This window comes from Cohnella suwonensis (assembly GCF_042655365.1).
Lineage (GTDB): Bacteria > Bacillota > Bacilli > Paenibacillales > Paenibacillaceae > Cohnella > Cohnella suwonensis.
In genome coordinates this window covers 56,492-71,419 of the sequence record NZ_JBHSMH010000011.1, presented here as the reverse complement: position 1 = coordinate 71,419, position 14,928 = coordinate 56,492, and the positions used below count along the sequence as shown (strand labels likewise).

Genomic DNA, 14,928 nt, shown 5'->3' with positions numbered 1-14,928 from the left:
AGGATAAATACGTATGCGCCCGATAGAACGGCGCAGCTCTTATCGGAACGAGCATCAGCATGAGCACGAGGAGGTTAACGAGCATGTACGATGCCCAATGGCGGGACTGGTTTCCTTACGTTAGCCCGAACGATCCCTGTCCTCCGATTCGCGTCAAATGGTATGTCGTGCCGCCGAACCAATTCATTGTTATTCAGCCGCCGAATTTGCCGCAATTCCCGTTGGAGGAAGCGCTTATGAGAGGGACGTTATGGCCGGCGCTTTATAGCTCTTACCCGACCAAACGCGGGGTCAAGGGAGGAGGCAAGGCGAATGGCGGAGCGTAACGAACGCGCCGAACGTCCGGAACGGCCGGATAAAAAGATACCGCCCGAGCAGCCAGAAAGGGATTACGCGGCGTATGACCGTGATCTGCTGGAGTTGCAAAGGGTCGACTTTGCCCTCGTGGAATTGACGCTGTACCTCGACACGCATCCGACGGATATGCAGGCGGTGCAGCAATTCAACCAGCTCGCGCAGCGAAGGCAGCAGCTCGCGGGAGAATTCGAGATGAAGTACGGGCCGCTTCTTCAGTTCGGCCATAGCTATACGAGGTATCCGTGGCGGTGGGCGGACTGCCCTTGGCCTTGGCAAGTATAGGGAGGGGGCGGTCCTATGTGGATATACGAGAAGAAGCTTCAGTATCCGGTTCGCGTGGGCAAGTGCGATCCTCGTATGGCGAGGTATTTGGTCGAGCAATACGGCGGCGCCGACGGAGAGCTGTCGGCGGCGCTTCGTTACTTGAACCAGCGCTATACGATCCCCGACAAGGTCATCGGGTTGTTAACGGACATCGGAACCGAGGAATTCGCTCATTTGGAAATGATCGCCACGATGATCTACAAGCTGACGAAGGACGCGACGCCGGAGCAGCTCGAAGCGGCGGGACTCGGCGCGAACTTCGTTAACCACGACGGCGCGATGTTCTATAACAACGCGGCCGGCATGCCTTGGACGGCGGCTTATATAGGCGCCAAGGGAGATCCGATCGCCGACCTCTACGAGGACATCGCGGCGGAGGAGAAGGCGAGGGCGACGTACCAGTGGCTGATCGACTACACGGACGACGTCGACATTCAGGATGCCCTAAAGTTCCTGCGCGAGCGGGAGATCGTGCATAGCTTGAGATTCAAGGAAGCGGTGGAAATGCTGAAGTCGGACCGGGAACAGAAGAAAGTGTATTGAGTGGGCGAGGCAGGACCGGAAAGAACCCGAAAGAGAAGCTTAACCGGCTCTCGTTCGGGTTCTTTCCCGTTTTCGGAAAGGTTACAACAAAAAGTAGATTTTTGTCGATTACTCGATATAAAATGAGAAATACGACCTAACGCGGGATACAATAAATGCCGGGGCGCTCCCCGGCATTCGCCGCTTCGCGTCCGGACAGAGGGCGACGGAGCAAGCAAACAACGACGGGAGAGTAAGATCATCCAGATGAAATCGACTTACGTAATGAAATCGGTATTCGCGCGTTCGTTCGCGCTAGGCATCGCGAGTTTGCTCGTCTTCGCCCTTATCGCCTCGCTGGTCGGGTGGCGCCGCATCGCTTGGTTCGACGACCGGGTCATCGCCGCCGTCCAGGGCCGAGAGTCGGACGCGGTCACTTCGGTCATGAAATTTTTCTCGTTCATCGGTTCGACGGCTCCGGTCGTCGTCCTGACGGCGGCGGCCATGCTCGTCCTTTACGTACTCCTGAAGCATCGCGGCGAGCTTCTGTTCTTCGCGGGAGTCGTCGTCGGCTCGGCGCTATTGAACGTCGTGCTGAAGCTCGCGTTCCGACGCGACCGGCCGACGCTCCACAGGCTTGCGGAAGAAGCCGGCTACAGCTTTCCGAGCGGGCATTCGATGGCGGCTTTCAGCCTATACGGCGTGCTTGTCTTCCTGCTGTGGAAGCACGCCGACGCGCGCTGGGCGCGGTTGCTTCTCGTCGCGCTCGGCCTCGGCATCACCGTCATGATCGGCATCAGCCGCATCTATCTCGGCGTTCACTATCCGAGCGACGTTATCGGAGGTTATATGGCGAGCTGCGCATGGCTCGCTTTGTGCATCGCTTTCTACCGGCGTCGCCCCCGTCAATGAACGTCCCGGGGATGGCCCGAACCCGCCTGATTTTGTCCCCCTGAGACGAGTCGTCACATACACTGGATTCGAAACCTTCTACGCGAATTCGGGAGGAGTGCGACCGTGGCTCAGCACGTGGGAAGCAAGTGGAAAAAAACGTCGGCGCTGCGAGCGGACGGCAAGCTGAAGCCGCTCATACCCCGCACGGTCAAATTCGACCGGGCGAGCCTTCGGAAAATGCTGGACGAATACGGGATGGTGTACGTCAAGCCGATGGTCGGCACGCACGGCAAAGGCGTCATGCGGGTCTGGATCGGAGGCGGACGTTACCGGTACCAGCTCGGCACGCGGGCGAGGGAGTTCGATTCTTTCGATTCGCTGTACAATGCCGTCAAGAAGGCGACGAACGGGCGTAAGTACCTCGTTCAAATGGGAATCGGTCTGTTGAAATACAGGGGCAGGAGGTTCGATCTGCGCGTCATGGCGCAATTGAGCCCGCAGCGAAAGTGGGAGGCGACGGGCATCATCGGGCGCGTCGCCGCGCCGGGCAAAATCGTCACGAACTACCACGGGGGCGGGAAGCTCGTCGCTGCGGACAGACTGCTCTCCGAATACCTGAGCCCGAAGGCGATTCGCGTCAAGCTGCGACTGTTCGATCGATTAGGCATCCGCGCGGGGAGGGCAATGCGCGCCCGATTCCCGAACGTATGCGAGGTTGGGCTCGACATCGGATTGGACCGTTCGTTCAAGCCGTGGATTATCGAGGTGAACACGAGTCCGGATCCGTATATTTTCCGCAAGTTGCCCGATCCGTCGATCTTCCGGAAAATCCGCAGGTACGAAATGGCCTGCGGCCGCAAATGATCTTCGTGTTCGAACTAAACCTCCCTCCGGGGGCTTTTTTGCTATACTATTATAGAATCGACTCATCGACTCATCGACGAATGTCCGACTACACTTCAAGGGAGACTCAAATGAACGAATACGCGAAAGCTCCGAACACGCCCGAGGCGATGATTTTCGACTTGGACGGCACGTTGTTCCAAACCGAAACGCTACTCGAAACGGTTCATCGCCGGGTGTTCGAGACGCTTCTGAAAGAAGGCTTGTACACGCTGCCGACGCCTTCGATCGACACGTTGCTCGGATCGCTCGGCATGCTTCTGTCCGATATTTGGAGGCGGGTCATGCCCGAGGGGTCTCCGGAAGCGCATGAACGGGCCAATGTCTTGCTTCTGCAATACGAGATGGAGGAGTTGGCCGCCGGATGCGGCATTCTGTATCCGGGAGTCGCGGGAACGCTGCGCGAGCTTCGCGGCAGGGGGATCCGACTGTTCATCGCGAGCAACGGTCTGGAGGCCTACGTCAAAGGCGTTCCGGCGGGCAGGGAGATCGGCGATCTGTTCGAAGCGTTCTACAGCGCCGGGGAATACGAGACGGCGAGCAAAGTCGATCTCGTCCGGCTGCTGCTCGATCAGTACGGCGTCTCGCAGGCTTGGATGGTCGGCGACAGATCTTCCGACGTGGAAGCGGGCAAGCGCAACGGCTTGTACGTCGTCGGCTGCGACTACGCCGGCTTCCGCAGGGAAGGCGAATTGGACGGCTCCGACACCGTCATCGGCGAATTCGCGGAAATATTAAAGCTGTTACCGTAAACGCCGCGCGAAAACGCAACGAGGGACAACCCGTCCGTTCGAGGGGGTGTCCCTTCTTGCGTTGCGCCAGAACGAGGCGGAGACCGGCTCATCCGTGCGAATGTCCGAATTCGGCGATGATGTTCTCGATCAAGAGTTGCTCCGGGTTCGCGTCCGATCGGGTTGCCGAGGATTGGGACGAGTTGTGGCTTCGCTGGTCTTTGCGTTGCTTGTATGCCCATAGCGCGTATTCGATCGGACGGACGATGGCGTTCCGGTACGTATCGCGTTCTCCGGCTTTCTTGAATACTTCCCGGGAAGGCTTCGGATTGACCTCGATCAGCCACACTCTGCCGCTTCGGTCGATCGCGAGATCGAGCGCCAATTCGCATAGGGCGCCGTAGGAAGACTCGAGATGGCGGGCGACGCCGATGCCGAAGTTTTCCGCCGTTTTCCGAATGGCCGCGATGTCAGACTCGTCGCCGATCCAGTGTCGCAGCAAGGCGTTCATGGAGGCGGCTTCGCCTCCGCCGTGCAGATTCGAAGTGATGCTTCGCGCGGGGCCGATCCTTCCCGCGCAACCAGTTACTTCCCAATTGCCCGCGCCGTTCTTCTGGACGAGCATGCGGTAATCGTGAACTCGGCCGTTCGGAAGCTTGATGTTGAGCCCTTGCTGCACGATATAGCGCTCGCCGCGGGTATCCCAATCGGACAGCGCTGAGGTTAAGCCGCCCCGGGAGACTTTGCGCGGCTGAACGATCGTCCGGGCATGGTTGCGGCCCTGCAACAGGAAACCGCCGCTCTTCGTGCGGTCGATGCGCAGAATGCCACGGCCCCCCGTGCCGTTGATCGGTTTTAAGTAGACGGTCGGATACTTACGAAGCATCTGGACGACGTCGTCCGACGTTTGGTAAGGCCCGGTCAGCGGCAAATGGGGACGAAAAGCGGCCACTTTGCCAAGCGTCCGGTAGACGGTCCATTTGTTGCGCAACGGCCGGTTCAAGAAGTGCAGGTGGGCGTACTTCTTGCGGAACGCGAGCAGTTGCTGGAATCTCGCGCTCTTCTGGATGCGGCATCTGTCGTAGATGACGTTCGGAAAGCGCACCCAGCGCCGGCTCCATTTTTTCGTGTCCGGATTATAGACTAGCGCGTGGATTTTGCCTTCTTCGTCCTCGACGTCCTGCGGCGTGAAGACGAAGGCGGAGATACCGATTTTGCTGCCGGCCGCGATCATCTTCTCGTAGATGGGCCGCTCCTCCAACTTCTTGGATTCGTTCAAATACAGGGTAAGAATGCCTAGAACGGGTTTGGCCATGTTCGGTTACCTCCAACTCCGGGACGGGGACGAAGCCGCGGACGGTCAGTCGGCATCAAGTGCCCGCGCCTCCTTTGACGCTTTGCTTCAACCGGTGCAAGTATTGGCTGTATTGAAAGATCCGCTCCAACGACTTGTTGCGGATATGGGGTTCGTCGAATTTCATGGGCTTCGAATTTGCCTCGAAAAACCACACGTGGCCATCCGTGTCCACACCGAGATCCATCGACATCTCGCAAAGGCGGCTATGGCAGGAGCGTTCGATTTGCTTGGCGATCGTGATCGCCGCCCCTTGTACCTTAAAAAGCATTTTCCCGGTTTGCTCCTTGCCGAAGATGGAGACGAGAAGGTTCTCCGGATCGTCGATGTATCCGCCGCGCGGCACGTGGGTCGTAATGCTGGAGTCGCCGGCGACGCGGGCCCCGATGCCGGACAATTCCCATTGACCGTAGCCGTTTTTCTGCACGAGCGCCCTCAAGTCGAACGGCCGGTTGTTCACGGCGGCCAGCGTAATGCCCTGCTGCGCGATATATGGCTCTCCGAGATTGGCCGATTGCTTGACGATCCGGTCCCACAGCCTTCTCATCGTTCCGCAGCGGAACGTTCGGCTTCCTTTCTCTTCTTGCATTTGAAGCCGGTAGGGAAGTTTTTTCTCCGTCTGGACCGACACGGTCATGATGCCGACGCCCGCTTTGCCCCTGACGGGCTTGAGATACAGCGTTTTATGTTTCTTCAGCAGGCTGCTCAGCACGTAGGCGTCGGTCAGCTTTCTCGTTTCGGGAATGTAAGATTTCGTCGTCTTGTTCTCGTTCAACCACTGGAACAACGACCATTTGTTGAAGAAACGCCGGTTGAACAGCCGAATGTCCGGTCGTCTCGACAGAGCGGCCAGTTTTTTCTTCACGTGGGGTTGCCTTTCGTCCTCCCGCTGGGGAATCCGGTTATAGACGATAGTGGGACGGGGATACCAGGATTGGACCCACGTCTCTTCGCCCGGGCGGATCGAGAAGCCCAGAATGCGGGGAGCGCCCAGCTTCAAGTGCTTTATAGTGACTACGTACGTGACGATGCCCAAGCTTTCGCCTGTGCGGATCAAGTCCGCGAAATTGCTGCGGTTGCCGCGGAACAATTGGATATCGTCCTCGATGGTCAAAATCGCGACGACCGGTTTATCGGCCGCCGCTTCCGTCGCTTCGACTTTCGCAGGGGGGAGCTTCAGGAGCATTACGTTTCTTCCTTCCTGCGGAATTTGCTCAAGTACAGGCAGTGATCGAGGATATACTCGAGGGAAGCTTTGCCCTGTTCCTTAAGCGCGGGATGCTTGAAAATCGACCTTCCCGGCTTGGCGTTCGCTTCGAACATCCATACCGCGCCGTCGCGGTCGATGCCGATGTCGAGTCCCAGCTCTCCCAGCGTATGAGAATAGTTGCGCTCGATCGCTTCGGACAGCCGGATCGCCACTTCCTTCGCTTCATTTAGCACGTCGTCGGCTTTCGCGCCGAACGTGCGGCTGAGCGCCTGCTCGGGCGTCATGAGCGAGCCGCCGTTCTTGATGTGCGTCGTGACGCTCCCGCGTCCCGCCTTCTTGGCGCCGATGCCGGCGACGACCCACTCGTTGCGGCCGTCCTTGTGCATATGGAACCGGAAGTCGATCGGGCAATTGTCGATCTCGACGAGACGGATGCCTTGCTGGACGACGTAGCTGCTGAGTTGAGAGCCGTGGCGGGCCCGGAGCATTTTCATGAGTCCGGAAAATTGGCTGAACCGGAGAAGCACGTTGCCCCCGCTGTTCCTGTAGCGGACGAAATAGCCTTTGCGGGGGTGGTAGGTGAGCCGGTATATGCCGACGCCCAGACTGCCCGCCGTCGGCTTGTAGTACAGAAACTGATGCTTCTCGAGCAACTCCTTGATTTTTTCCGTAGTCGGATTGTTGATCGACTCGGGCAGATGGCGGAGCGCCTCCGGATCTTTGTCGAGCATCGTGTAGACGTCCGACTTGTTGAAGAAGCTCCAGTTGAAAAAGGGAATCTGCTTGCGGATGAACCGTTCGCGAAGCGTCGTGATCGTCGTGCCCGTCTCGGCGCGGCGGCTGGGCAGGCGGTTGTACACGACGTCGGGCAAAGGCACGACCCGCCGCGTCCAGCCGCCGCCTCCGTCGAGAAACCAACCATGGATCGTCTCCTGCTGCCAATTGATGTCGCGAGGCGTGAAAGCGAAGAAATACGCCTTCTTCTGCCCGAGGAGAAGCAATTGCTTCACGAAGCCGGACCGTTCCCCGAAAGGCGCGGCGGACGAGCGCGAGACGCTGTCGGTCAAGACGCCGATCAACGGACCGAGCTGGATGTCTTCGCCCTCTTCGTTGGTCAGGTAGACGTTGCCGGATTTCGGGACGCGAACGGAACGCCGAAGCCCCGCGGACATGTACATATGGTGGCCTTTGCGTTTGATCGTCCGAACCGTCGCGGGAACGGTGTCTTTGCCGAGCTTGACGTTGATCGATTTGCGTCCGCCGAGCTTGAGGAGCTTCGCAAGCGGGCTGGAAAACCATACGATACGTTCCGGCTGCTGCGTGAAATGGACGTTACAGATTGTCAAACTCATGAATTACCCTCCTAGGTGAAGCGCAACCGTTACCCGGCGGCGCAAGTCAGCAACCGTTACCTTGCGGCGAGCACCGATTGTCGGTTGTCGCAAGTCGAAGCAGGATAGATTTGGCATAGGACAGCGGCCGCTCGGCGGCGGCGCTCGCCGCGCTTGCGCCCGCGGATGCCATGGCTGCGCGTCCGGGTTTGGCGTTCGCTTCCAGAAACCATAGCTTCCCGTTACGGTCTATTCCGTAGTCCAAACCGATTTCGGCCATGCGTCCGAACGAGGTTTCCAAGCTTGCCGCGATCGCGAACGACGCATCGGTCGCCTTTCGCAGCAACTCCCGTCCTCGACATTCCCCGAATTGCCGGGCGAGCGTCCCGTACGCGGGCGCGGCGGTGCCTCCGCCGTGCAAGTTCGCGGTCACCGTGCCGGCCGCCCCTAATCGGGCGGCGATGCCCGTGAGCGCCCAACGGCCGTCCGCGTCTTTCTGCATCAAGGCGCGAAGGTCGAACGGATTGCCGTCTTCGTTGTTCAATTCTAGCAGAGGCTGCATCAAGTAAGAGCGGTCGCCGATCCAGCGGGCCAACCGATCGATCGCTTCCCGCCGGTTCGCGGCTTCGATGCGGAACGGACGATTGTCGTTCAGGCGTCCCGTCAACGCCACCGTTCCGTCCCGTCGCTCCGAGACGGCGGCGACCCGCCGTCCTTTGCTGCCGGCGATCGGCTTCAGGAAAGCGGCGCCGGCGTATTCGTTCAGCCATTCCGATAGCGAATCGGGTCCCCGGTACAAGGCGGTCGGCGGAATCAACTTTCGGAGCGACCCGATCTTGGCGAGCGATTCGTATACTTTGCCTTTGTGGGGCAGACATCCGTTCAGAAGGGTCAGCTTCGCGTTTTCCCTTAGCCGGCGCAAGGCGGCGCGGTAACGGCGCTTCTCGTCGTCCGTCTCGGGCCACGCCCGATCGTAGGCGACGGCGGGGAGCGGCTCTCGGGCCGTGATCCAGCGCCGTTCACCGGTATCCCACGTCCATCCTTTGACCGTGCCTTCGCGCCAATCCCACGTCCACGGGGCAAATGCCATTACGCGAAGTCCGCGTCGCGACCCGATGCGGTCCAATCGCCGCAGAAAGGCGCTCTCGGCGAAAGGCGGCCGATCGTCGCGTTCGCAGACGAGTATACCGAGCACGGCCGGAGAGGCTTCGGCGGTACGGGCGTTAAAAACCGGAGATAAACCTGGCATATTGGATGATCATCCGTACCGACGGACGGATTTTTCCTTCCTTAAGCGGTGTATTATCGTTCTTCGAAGGTTTCGAATTGACTTCGATAAGCCATACGCGTCCGGACGAATCAAGCGCCAGATCGATACCGAGCTCCGCGAAATGAGCGGGAATGTAGGCGTCTACGCCGCGGGCGATGTCCAGCGCCGCCTTCGATAGGCGCGCGGAAGCGTCTCCCCGTTGAGCGGCGGGAAGATTGGACTTGGCGACCGCTTCCTTGACCGTGGACAGCGTGCCGCCTCTTGCGAGATTGGACACGAAGTGTTGGCTGTCCGCCGTTCGTCCGACGATCGAGGTGATCGCCCATTTGCCGGTGGCGTTTTTCTGGGTCAGCGCCCGGAAATCGACGGGCCTGCCGCCGACCTCGATCAGATTCAAGCCTTGCTGGATCAAGTAGCGCACCGTTTTCATTTTGCCGGCGATCGAAGAGAATAGCTTCGCGAGACTGGAGAACGATTGCCGTTTCGTGCCGCTGACGGTCGCGTACGAAGCCTGCCAATTTTCCGGGCCGATGCGGGTTAGCCGGATAATGCCTTTGCCGAGGCTGCCTCTGACTGGTTTCAGGAAGACGGAGGAGTAGCGGGAGCACATGCTCTTGAGCATCGTATAGTTTTGCAGAAGATGGGATTCGGGTAAGTACTTTTGCAGGGAAGGGTCTCTCTTGAGCGCGTCGAACACTTCGGATTTGTCGAGAAACTTTTCGTTGAACACTTGGGCGCCGAATCGATGTTTGATTTCCCGGATAAACTGCTGCACGATAGGCCGGTTTTCCAGCTTACGCGACGTCAGGCGGTTGTTCACGACGTTGGGAGCCGGTAAATTCATCCGATGCCAGCCCTTCGCGTACACCCATCCTTCTACCGTCGTTAAGCTGGCCCCGATCGCGTTCGGCGTGAAAAAGTAGACGTAAGCCCCCTGGCTTCTGCAGGCGTCGGTCAGTTCCCGGCAGAACATCGTGATGTCCCCGAACGGCTTCTCCGATTGCTCCGGATTGTCGCGGCTGATGAGCACGCCGATCAGCGGTCCGAGCGCGAGCGTCCTGCTGACTGCCTGGTAATGCAGGCGAAGAGGAGTGCCCGAAAAAATGCCCATACGCCTCGCCAGCGTCTGGCTGATGCGCAAGCCCTCGTATCGGGGGACGGGGACGATCGTGACCGCGTGGCGAAAAGAACCGAATTGCAATACGAGATGCTGCTGTGCAGGGATCCTCCACTGCTTCAGCATGGATTCCCCCAGCATCAGGACGTCGTCGGACAGTATGCCGGAGCTGATGACCTGGACGTCGATTTTCGGGGTGGACATGTGGGGTGCTCCTTCCACCTTGCGAATGTCGTCGTGGCGTGACGAAGGCTCTCCTAGGCTTCCTTCCCGAGGGCTAGCGAGAATACTCCATTGTATGAGGACAGATATCTATCGGTGATTGACCTATTCGGATTGGGACTTGGCGTCGAACGATGTTATGATGGAACAAAGCAAGCGCCGGCGCGGGATTATTCGTTCGCGCGAACGAAGCAAGATTGGGCGACCGCGTTGCAGGAAAACGACAGATCGACTGGACGGAAGGGGATCCGGATGAACGATAGATTCGGCGGAGGAACGGTAACGGAGCTCGGGGAAGGCTGGCTGCAAGTCAAAGTTCCGTTGCCTTACTCTTTGAAATGGGTGAACGCCTACTTGCTGCCGGAGGGGGGAGCGGAAGAGGAGGCGGGCTGGACGCTCGTCGACCCCGGTTTGCGGAGTGACGAGACCGAGACTTTCTGGAACGGCGTCTTGGCCGAACGGGGCATCGACTGGCGGCATATCCGCACGATCGTGGTGACGCATCACCACCCCGATCATTACGGTTTGGCCGGCTGGTTCATGGAGAAGACTGGCGCGCCGGTGCTCATGTCGAAGGTAGCGCGGGACAACGCGGTCCGGCTGTGGGGAGACGGGGAGACGTTCTCCGCCGAGCTGACGGCGGTTTTCGCGGAGCACGGCCTCGCCGAGGTACTGGCCGGGGACATGCTGGCGCATATGGACGGATTCGCGGCGAAAGTGTCGCCTCAGCCGGACGATGTGCGAATACTGAGCGTCGGAGATACCGTTCGTCTCGGCGGGGCGGAGTGGACGGTCTACGGCGGGGAAGGCCACGCCCCGGGGCATCTGTTGCTCCACGATGCCGCTAGCGGAAGGTTGCTATGCGGGGATCAGGTGCTGCCGGACATCTCTCCGAATATCGGCTGGATGCCGGGAGGGGATCCCGATCCGCTCGGTTCGTTCTTGGATAGCTTGCGGCGGCTGGAGTCGCTCGAGGTTAGCCTCGTCTATCCGGGGCATCGCGACCCGTTCCCTGATTACCGCGAACGCATTGCGGAGCTTCTCGACCATCACGAGCGTCGGCTCCTCAAGATGGCGGAGCTGCTCGCGAATGGGGGGAGCGGCGGTAGAGGAGATAGCGAGAGCGATGTAAGAAGTGGCGGCGTTGGCGTGAGCCTCGGAAGCGATAGCGGCGGTAGAGGTGGCGGCGACGATGTAAGTAGCGAAAGCGGCGACGGCGAGAGGGATAGCGGCGGAAGCGTGAATTCGGCGGGGAATGGATCCGAAGTAGATCGCGCCGGTTCCCTCGATAAATCCGCGTTCGAAGTGTGCGAGCTCCTGTTCGGCGCCCGTTTGCGCGGCAACACGCACAACCTGCGCTTCGCGCTGGCGGAGACGATCGCCCATCTCGAGCACATGGCAAAGCGCGGCACGGCCGAACGCTTCGAGACTGCTACGGCGACGGGGGATAGGCGGATATTTTACCGCGTGTCTGATTGATGGGCATGCAGTTATTGTGTCCGGCATGCGTTTCTAATCTGCCGGTGATCCCGTTGTCTTACTTGGAGATAGCCGTTTTCTTTAAGCGAGTATGGACACCGAAGAAGATATTTGATAAACTCTCGCCATAGACGCAAAGCATGCGCCGTTCATTCGGGAATATCCCCGAATGAACGGCGCTATTTTTTTGGAAAGGAAGCGATTGTCGATGGTGATGCACGCCGGAGGATTCGAGGCGGATTATGGGAAGTGGCTGGAGCAGCAACTTTTCCGATGCGAAGGAGAAAGGGCTAGGCGATTGAAAGGCGGTCTCGGCCATGCGGAAAAAGAAATGTTGATTCAAGTATGGTGGCCGGCATTCGGAAAACTAAGGCATCTGCAACCGGAATATGAGGTGACCGATTTTTTGGAAGGAAAGAGGTTTATCGATCTGGCCTATATTCGGCCGCCTATTAAGATTGCATTCGAAATCGACGGATTCGGTCCGCATCTACAACGCATTTCTCGGGATCAATTCAGCAATCAATGGGTTCGCCAAATGCATCTTCTCAACAATGATTGGATCGTCGTCCGGATCAGTTACGATGACGTTCGCCAACGCCCTCGGCTATGGCAGCAACTTATTCAGCAAATGATGTGGCGCCTATTCGGAGAGTCGGCCGAAGGAGCGTTCGAGACGGTCAGCGCGGCGGAAAAGGAAATCGTAAGGTTGGCGATACGTCTCGGGAGGCCGCTGAAGCTCCCGGATGTGCAATTAACTGTTCCTTGCGGGTATCGAATGGCACGGGCTACGATGGACAAGCTCGTGCGTCGTCAATGGTTTCAATCGGAAGGCGGGGGCGTCAGACGCATGCACTCCTGGCGACTCATCTTGGACGAAAGACAAATCCATAAAATTCTGTAAATCAAAAAGAATGAATTAATTGCGTAAAAGCAAATAAAAAGTGAGAGTCCCCTAACAAGGCGACATTTACTGCTTTTCAGCAATATATCGCTCCAAATTCGAAAGATGCGCGTAAAAAAGCCGAAGTAATTGCTTAAAAGCAATAACTTCGGCTTTTTTTGAAGCTACCGTTTGATTTATTGCTTTTAAGCAATTAATCGCACCAGCGCCAATGAGAACACGTGGCAATGCACGCTCGCCGTCAATGCAACATTACTATCTCGCACTAACGGCCTGTCTAGCCCGAGCTACTCACACCCGCGGCCTATCTAACCCGAGCTACTCACACCCGCGGCCTATCTAGCCCGAGCTACTCACACCCGCGGCCTATCTAGCCCGAGCTACTCACACCCGCAGCCTATCTAGCCCGAGCTACTCACACCCGTTGCCAACTACTCCTAGCCCGCGAATTTACTCTCCACCGCCAACCGCTTCCGCCGCTTCTTCGCGCTCCGCTTGCTTGCGGTGGGCGATGCGGCTGGAAGCCGCGGCGGCGATCGCGCCGACGATGTCGTCGAGGAACGTGTGGATTTCCCCGCTGTTCTTGTCGTTCAGCTTGCGAAGCACGCCGGGTTTTAGCTTGTCGACGTACCCGAAGTTCGTGAAGCCGATGCTGCCGTACACGTTAACGATGCTGAGAGCCAGCACCTCGTCGCAGCCGTACAGCCCTTCGTCGTGAGCGATCATATTTTGCAAAGGGGGCAGCAGCTTACCTTCCTCCGCCAGCATGTCGAGCTGGATACCGGTCAGAACGGCATTTTGCACCTCTCTCTTGGAAAGGACGGATTCGACGTTCAACACGCACTCGGCGAGCGTCAATTCGGGGAAATAGTCTTTTTGCAGCAGCATGACGAGCTGTCCGATCTGTTCCTTGGTGACTCCCCGTTTCGTCAGCCAGTCCTCCGTCGCTTTCGCGACTTCTTTACTGTTCAGGCGGTATACGTTCAGTTGGGACATGGTGGACGCACCTCTTTCCGAAGCCCGCGGGCTTCCGTCATGAACTCTACGATTCGGCATGCTTTATCCATTTCCGAATCGTCTTCGCAAAGCTGCTTCGGCGTCTATGGACGCCAAAGGCGTTTTTGCTTGCCCGGGACAAACATTCATAATTATCCCGAAGGCTCGTATATATAGTACTACAATTCTGGCGGAGACGAAACGGAGCTTCGCCCTAACGGTTAATCCGAACAGGAGGATTCAATGATGAAAACGAGACTGTCCAAAGGAAAGAGGTTCGGCAAGTGGACGCTTCTGCTCGCGCTGCTTCCGCTGCTGTCGGCATGCGGATTCGGGGGCAACGGCGCGAAGAACGCCGCGGAAAGCATCGATCCGCCGCCTTCCATCGTCGAACAAACGATGCTTCAAGGAGCGGAAGCCGATTCCGCGCTCGGCGACCAAAGCGACGTCGTCACCGTCTATCTGCTCGACGCGAACGGTTATCTCGCTCCGATGTCGCTGCGAATGGAGGGCTCGCAAGACGTTTCGTCCACGACCGCGGAGAAAGCGATCGCCTGGATGACCGTGAACAAGCGATCGGCCGAGCAATTGCCTCCGGGGTTCGCCGCCGTGCTGCCGGAAGGGACTTCGGCGAAGTCCGTCGTGCAGGACAAGGACACGATATCCGTCGATTTCGTCGCTCCGTTCTCCGAGATTCCCGCCAAACAAGAACGCAAGGTCATCGAAGCGCTCGTATGGACGCTGACGGAATTGCCGGGCGTCGACAAGGTGAAGCTGTCCGTCGGCGGCAAGCCGATCCGTTCCATGCCAGCCTCCAAGCTTCCCGTCGATTCGGTGCTGACGCGCGGATTCGGCATCAACGTCGAATCGGCCGCGGACGTAGAGCTCAGCCGTTCGATGGGCGTCACGCTTTATTTCTCGGCGCAAACGAAAGACGGAGAGGGATACTTCGTCCCGGTCACCCGCCTCATCAACCGTCAGGCCGATCCGGCCAAAGCGGCGCTCGAGCAATTGATCTCCGGACCGCTGCCGAAGACATCGCTGAAGGCGGTACTGACTTCCGATTTGTCGATCGAGAAGCTCTCGCAGCTCGCGGACACCGTCGACGTCTCGCTGAAGTCGGACGATTGGTCGCCGCAGTCCCCGGTTCCGGCGGAAATGATGGAAGCGCTCGTGCTTACGCTTACGGAAGCGACGGGAGCGCCTCAAGTTCTGGTCGCGATGAACGGCGACGACGCCCTCGTCGATTCGGACAACAAGTCGTACGATCATCCGGTGACGCGTCCGGCTTACGCCAACGCGCTATCCCGCTGA

The 14,928-nt window shown here is 58.6% G+C and carries 15 protein-coding genes; 9 read left to right on the top strand and 6 right to left on the bottom strand.

All coding sequences use genetic code 11. The annotated features are described in order from the left end of the window. Positions 1-83 precede the first annotated feature (83 nt). From ACFPPD_RS06555 to ACFPPD_RS06530, 6 genes are all read left to right on the top strand, one after another. Positions 84-326, top strand: coding sequence for a spore coat associated protein CotJA (locus tag ACFPPD_RS06555; protein WP_209748675.1), 243 nt, complete (start codon positions 84-86; stop codon positions 324-326). Then, entirely contained in the window at positions 313-639 is a 327-nt protein-coding gene (locus ACFPPD_RS06550) for a spore coat protein CotJB (protein WP_209748677.1), read from the top strand. Before ACFPPD_RS06555 ends, ACFPPD_RS06550 begins: the two co-directional genes overlap by 14 nt. A gap of 15 nt (positions 640-654) precedes the next feature. Then, a complete protein-coding gene (locus ACFPPD_RS06545) occupies positions 655-1,224 on the top strand; it encodes a manganese catalase family protein (protein WP_209748679.1) in 570 nt (189 codons plus the stop codon). Between the two features lie 246 nt (positions 1,225-1,470). After that, positions 1,471-2,115 carry a phosphatase PAP2 family protein gene (locus ACFPPD_RS06540; protein WP_378081589.1) on the top strand — a complete coding sequence of 215 codons (645 nt, stop codon included), beginning with the start codon at positions 1,471-1,473 and terminating at the stop codon, positions 2,113-2,115. A gap of 105 nt (positions 2,116-2,220) precedes the next feature. Further along, a complete protein-coding gene (locus tag ACFPPD_RS06535) occupies positions 2,221-2,961 on the top strand; it encodes a YheC/YheD family protein (protein ID WP_209748681.1) in 741 nt (246 codons plus the stop codon). Between the two features lie 110 nt (positions 2,962-3,071). Further along, the gene (locus tag ACFPPD_RS06530) at positions 3,072-3,752 is read left to right on the top strand and encodes an HAD family hydrolase (RefSeq protein WP_209748683.1); all 681 of its coding nucleotides are present in this window, start codon (positions 3,072-3,074) and stop codon (positions 3,750-3,752) included. 88 nt (positions 3,753-3,840) lie between these two features. Here ACFPPD_RS06530 and ACFPPD_RS06525 read toward each other — a convergent pair whose 3' ends face one another. The 5 genes from ACFPPD_RS06525 to ACFPPD_RS06505 are packed head-to-tail and all read right to left on the bottom strand — an operon-like array spanning position 3,841 to position 10,217. Next, positions 3,841-5,046 carry a YheC/YheD family endospore coat-associated protein gene (locus ACFPPD_RS06525; RefSeq protein WP_209748685.1) on the bottom strand — a complete coding sequence of 402 codons (1,206 nt, stop codon included), beginning with the start codon at positions 5,044-5,046 and terminating at the stop codon, positions 3,841-3,843. A gap of 55 nt (positions 5,047-5,101) precedes the next feature. Beyond that, positions 5,102-6,271 carry a YheC/YheD family endospore coat-associated protein gene (locus tag ACFPPD_RS06520; RefSeq protein WP_209748687.1) on the bottom strand — a complete coding sequence of 390 codons (1,170 nt, stop codon included), beginning with the start codon at positions 6,269-6,271 and terminating at the stop codon, positions 5,102-5,104. Next, positions 6,271-7,647 (bottom strand): YheC/YheD family endospore coat-associated protein, encoded by a 1,377-nt coding sequence (locus ACFPPD_RS06515; protein WP_209748689.1) that lies wholly within the window; start codon positions 7,645-7,647, stop codon positions 6,271-6,273. Before ACFPPD_RS06515 ends, ACFPPD_RS06520 begins: the two co-directional genes overlap by 1 nt. A gap of 46 nt (positions 7,648-7,693) precedes the next feature. Continuing rightward, entirely contained in the window at positions 7,694-8,875 is a 1,182-nt protein-coding gene (locus ACFPPD_RS06510) for a YheC/YheD family endospore coat-associated protein (protein WP_209748691.1), read from the bottom strand. Beyond that, positions 8,850-10,217, bottom strand: coding sequence for a YheC/YheD family endospore coat-associated protein (locus ACFPPD_RS06505; RefSeq protein ID WP_209748693.1), 1,368 nt, complete (start codon positions 10,215-10,217; stop codon positions 8,850-8,852). The genes ACFPPD_RS06510 and ACFPPD_RS06505 overlap by 26 nt, the downstream gene beginning before the upstream one ends. A 270-nt stretch (positions 10,218-10,487) precedes the next feature. Here ACFPPD_RS06505 and ACFPPD_RS06500 point away from each other — a divergent pair, with 270 nt between their 5' ends. Both ACFPPD_RS06500 and ACFPPD_RS06495 read left to right on the top strand, forming a co-directional pair. Continuing rightward, positions 10,488-11,714: an MBL fold metallo-hydrolase gene (locus ACFPPD_RS06500; RefSeq protein ID WP_209748695.1), complete on the top strand. Its 1,227-nt coding sequence runs from the start codon at positions 10,488-10,490 to the stop codon at positions 11,712-11,714. 208 nt (positions 11,715-11,922) lie between these two features. Further along, a complete protein-coding gene (locus ACFPPD_RS06495) occupies positions 11,923-12,618 on the top strand; it encodes a DNA-binding response regulator (RefSeq protein ID WP_209748697.1) in 696 nt (231 codons plus the stop codon). A gap of 450 nt (positions 12,619-13,068) precedes the next feature. Here ACFPPD_RS06495 and ACFPPD_RS06490 read toward each other — a convergent pair whose 3' ends face one another. Then, the gene (locus ACFPPD_RS06490) at positions 13,069-13,614 is read right to left on the bottom strand and encodes a phosphatidylglycerophosphatase A family protein (RefSeq protein WP_209748699.1); all 546 of its coding nucleotides are present in this window, start codon (positions 13,612-13,614) and stop codon (positions 13,069-13,071) included. Between the two features lie 246 nt (positions 13,615-13,860). Between ACFPPD_RS06490 and ACFPPD_RS06485 the strand changes: the two genes are divergently transcribed. Then, positions 13,861-14,928: a GerMN domain-containing protein gene (locus ACFPPD_RS06485; protein WP_209748701.1), complete on the top strand. Its 1,068-nt coding sequence runs from the start codon at positions 13,861-13,863 to the stop codon at positions 14,926-14,928.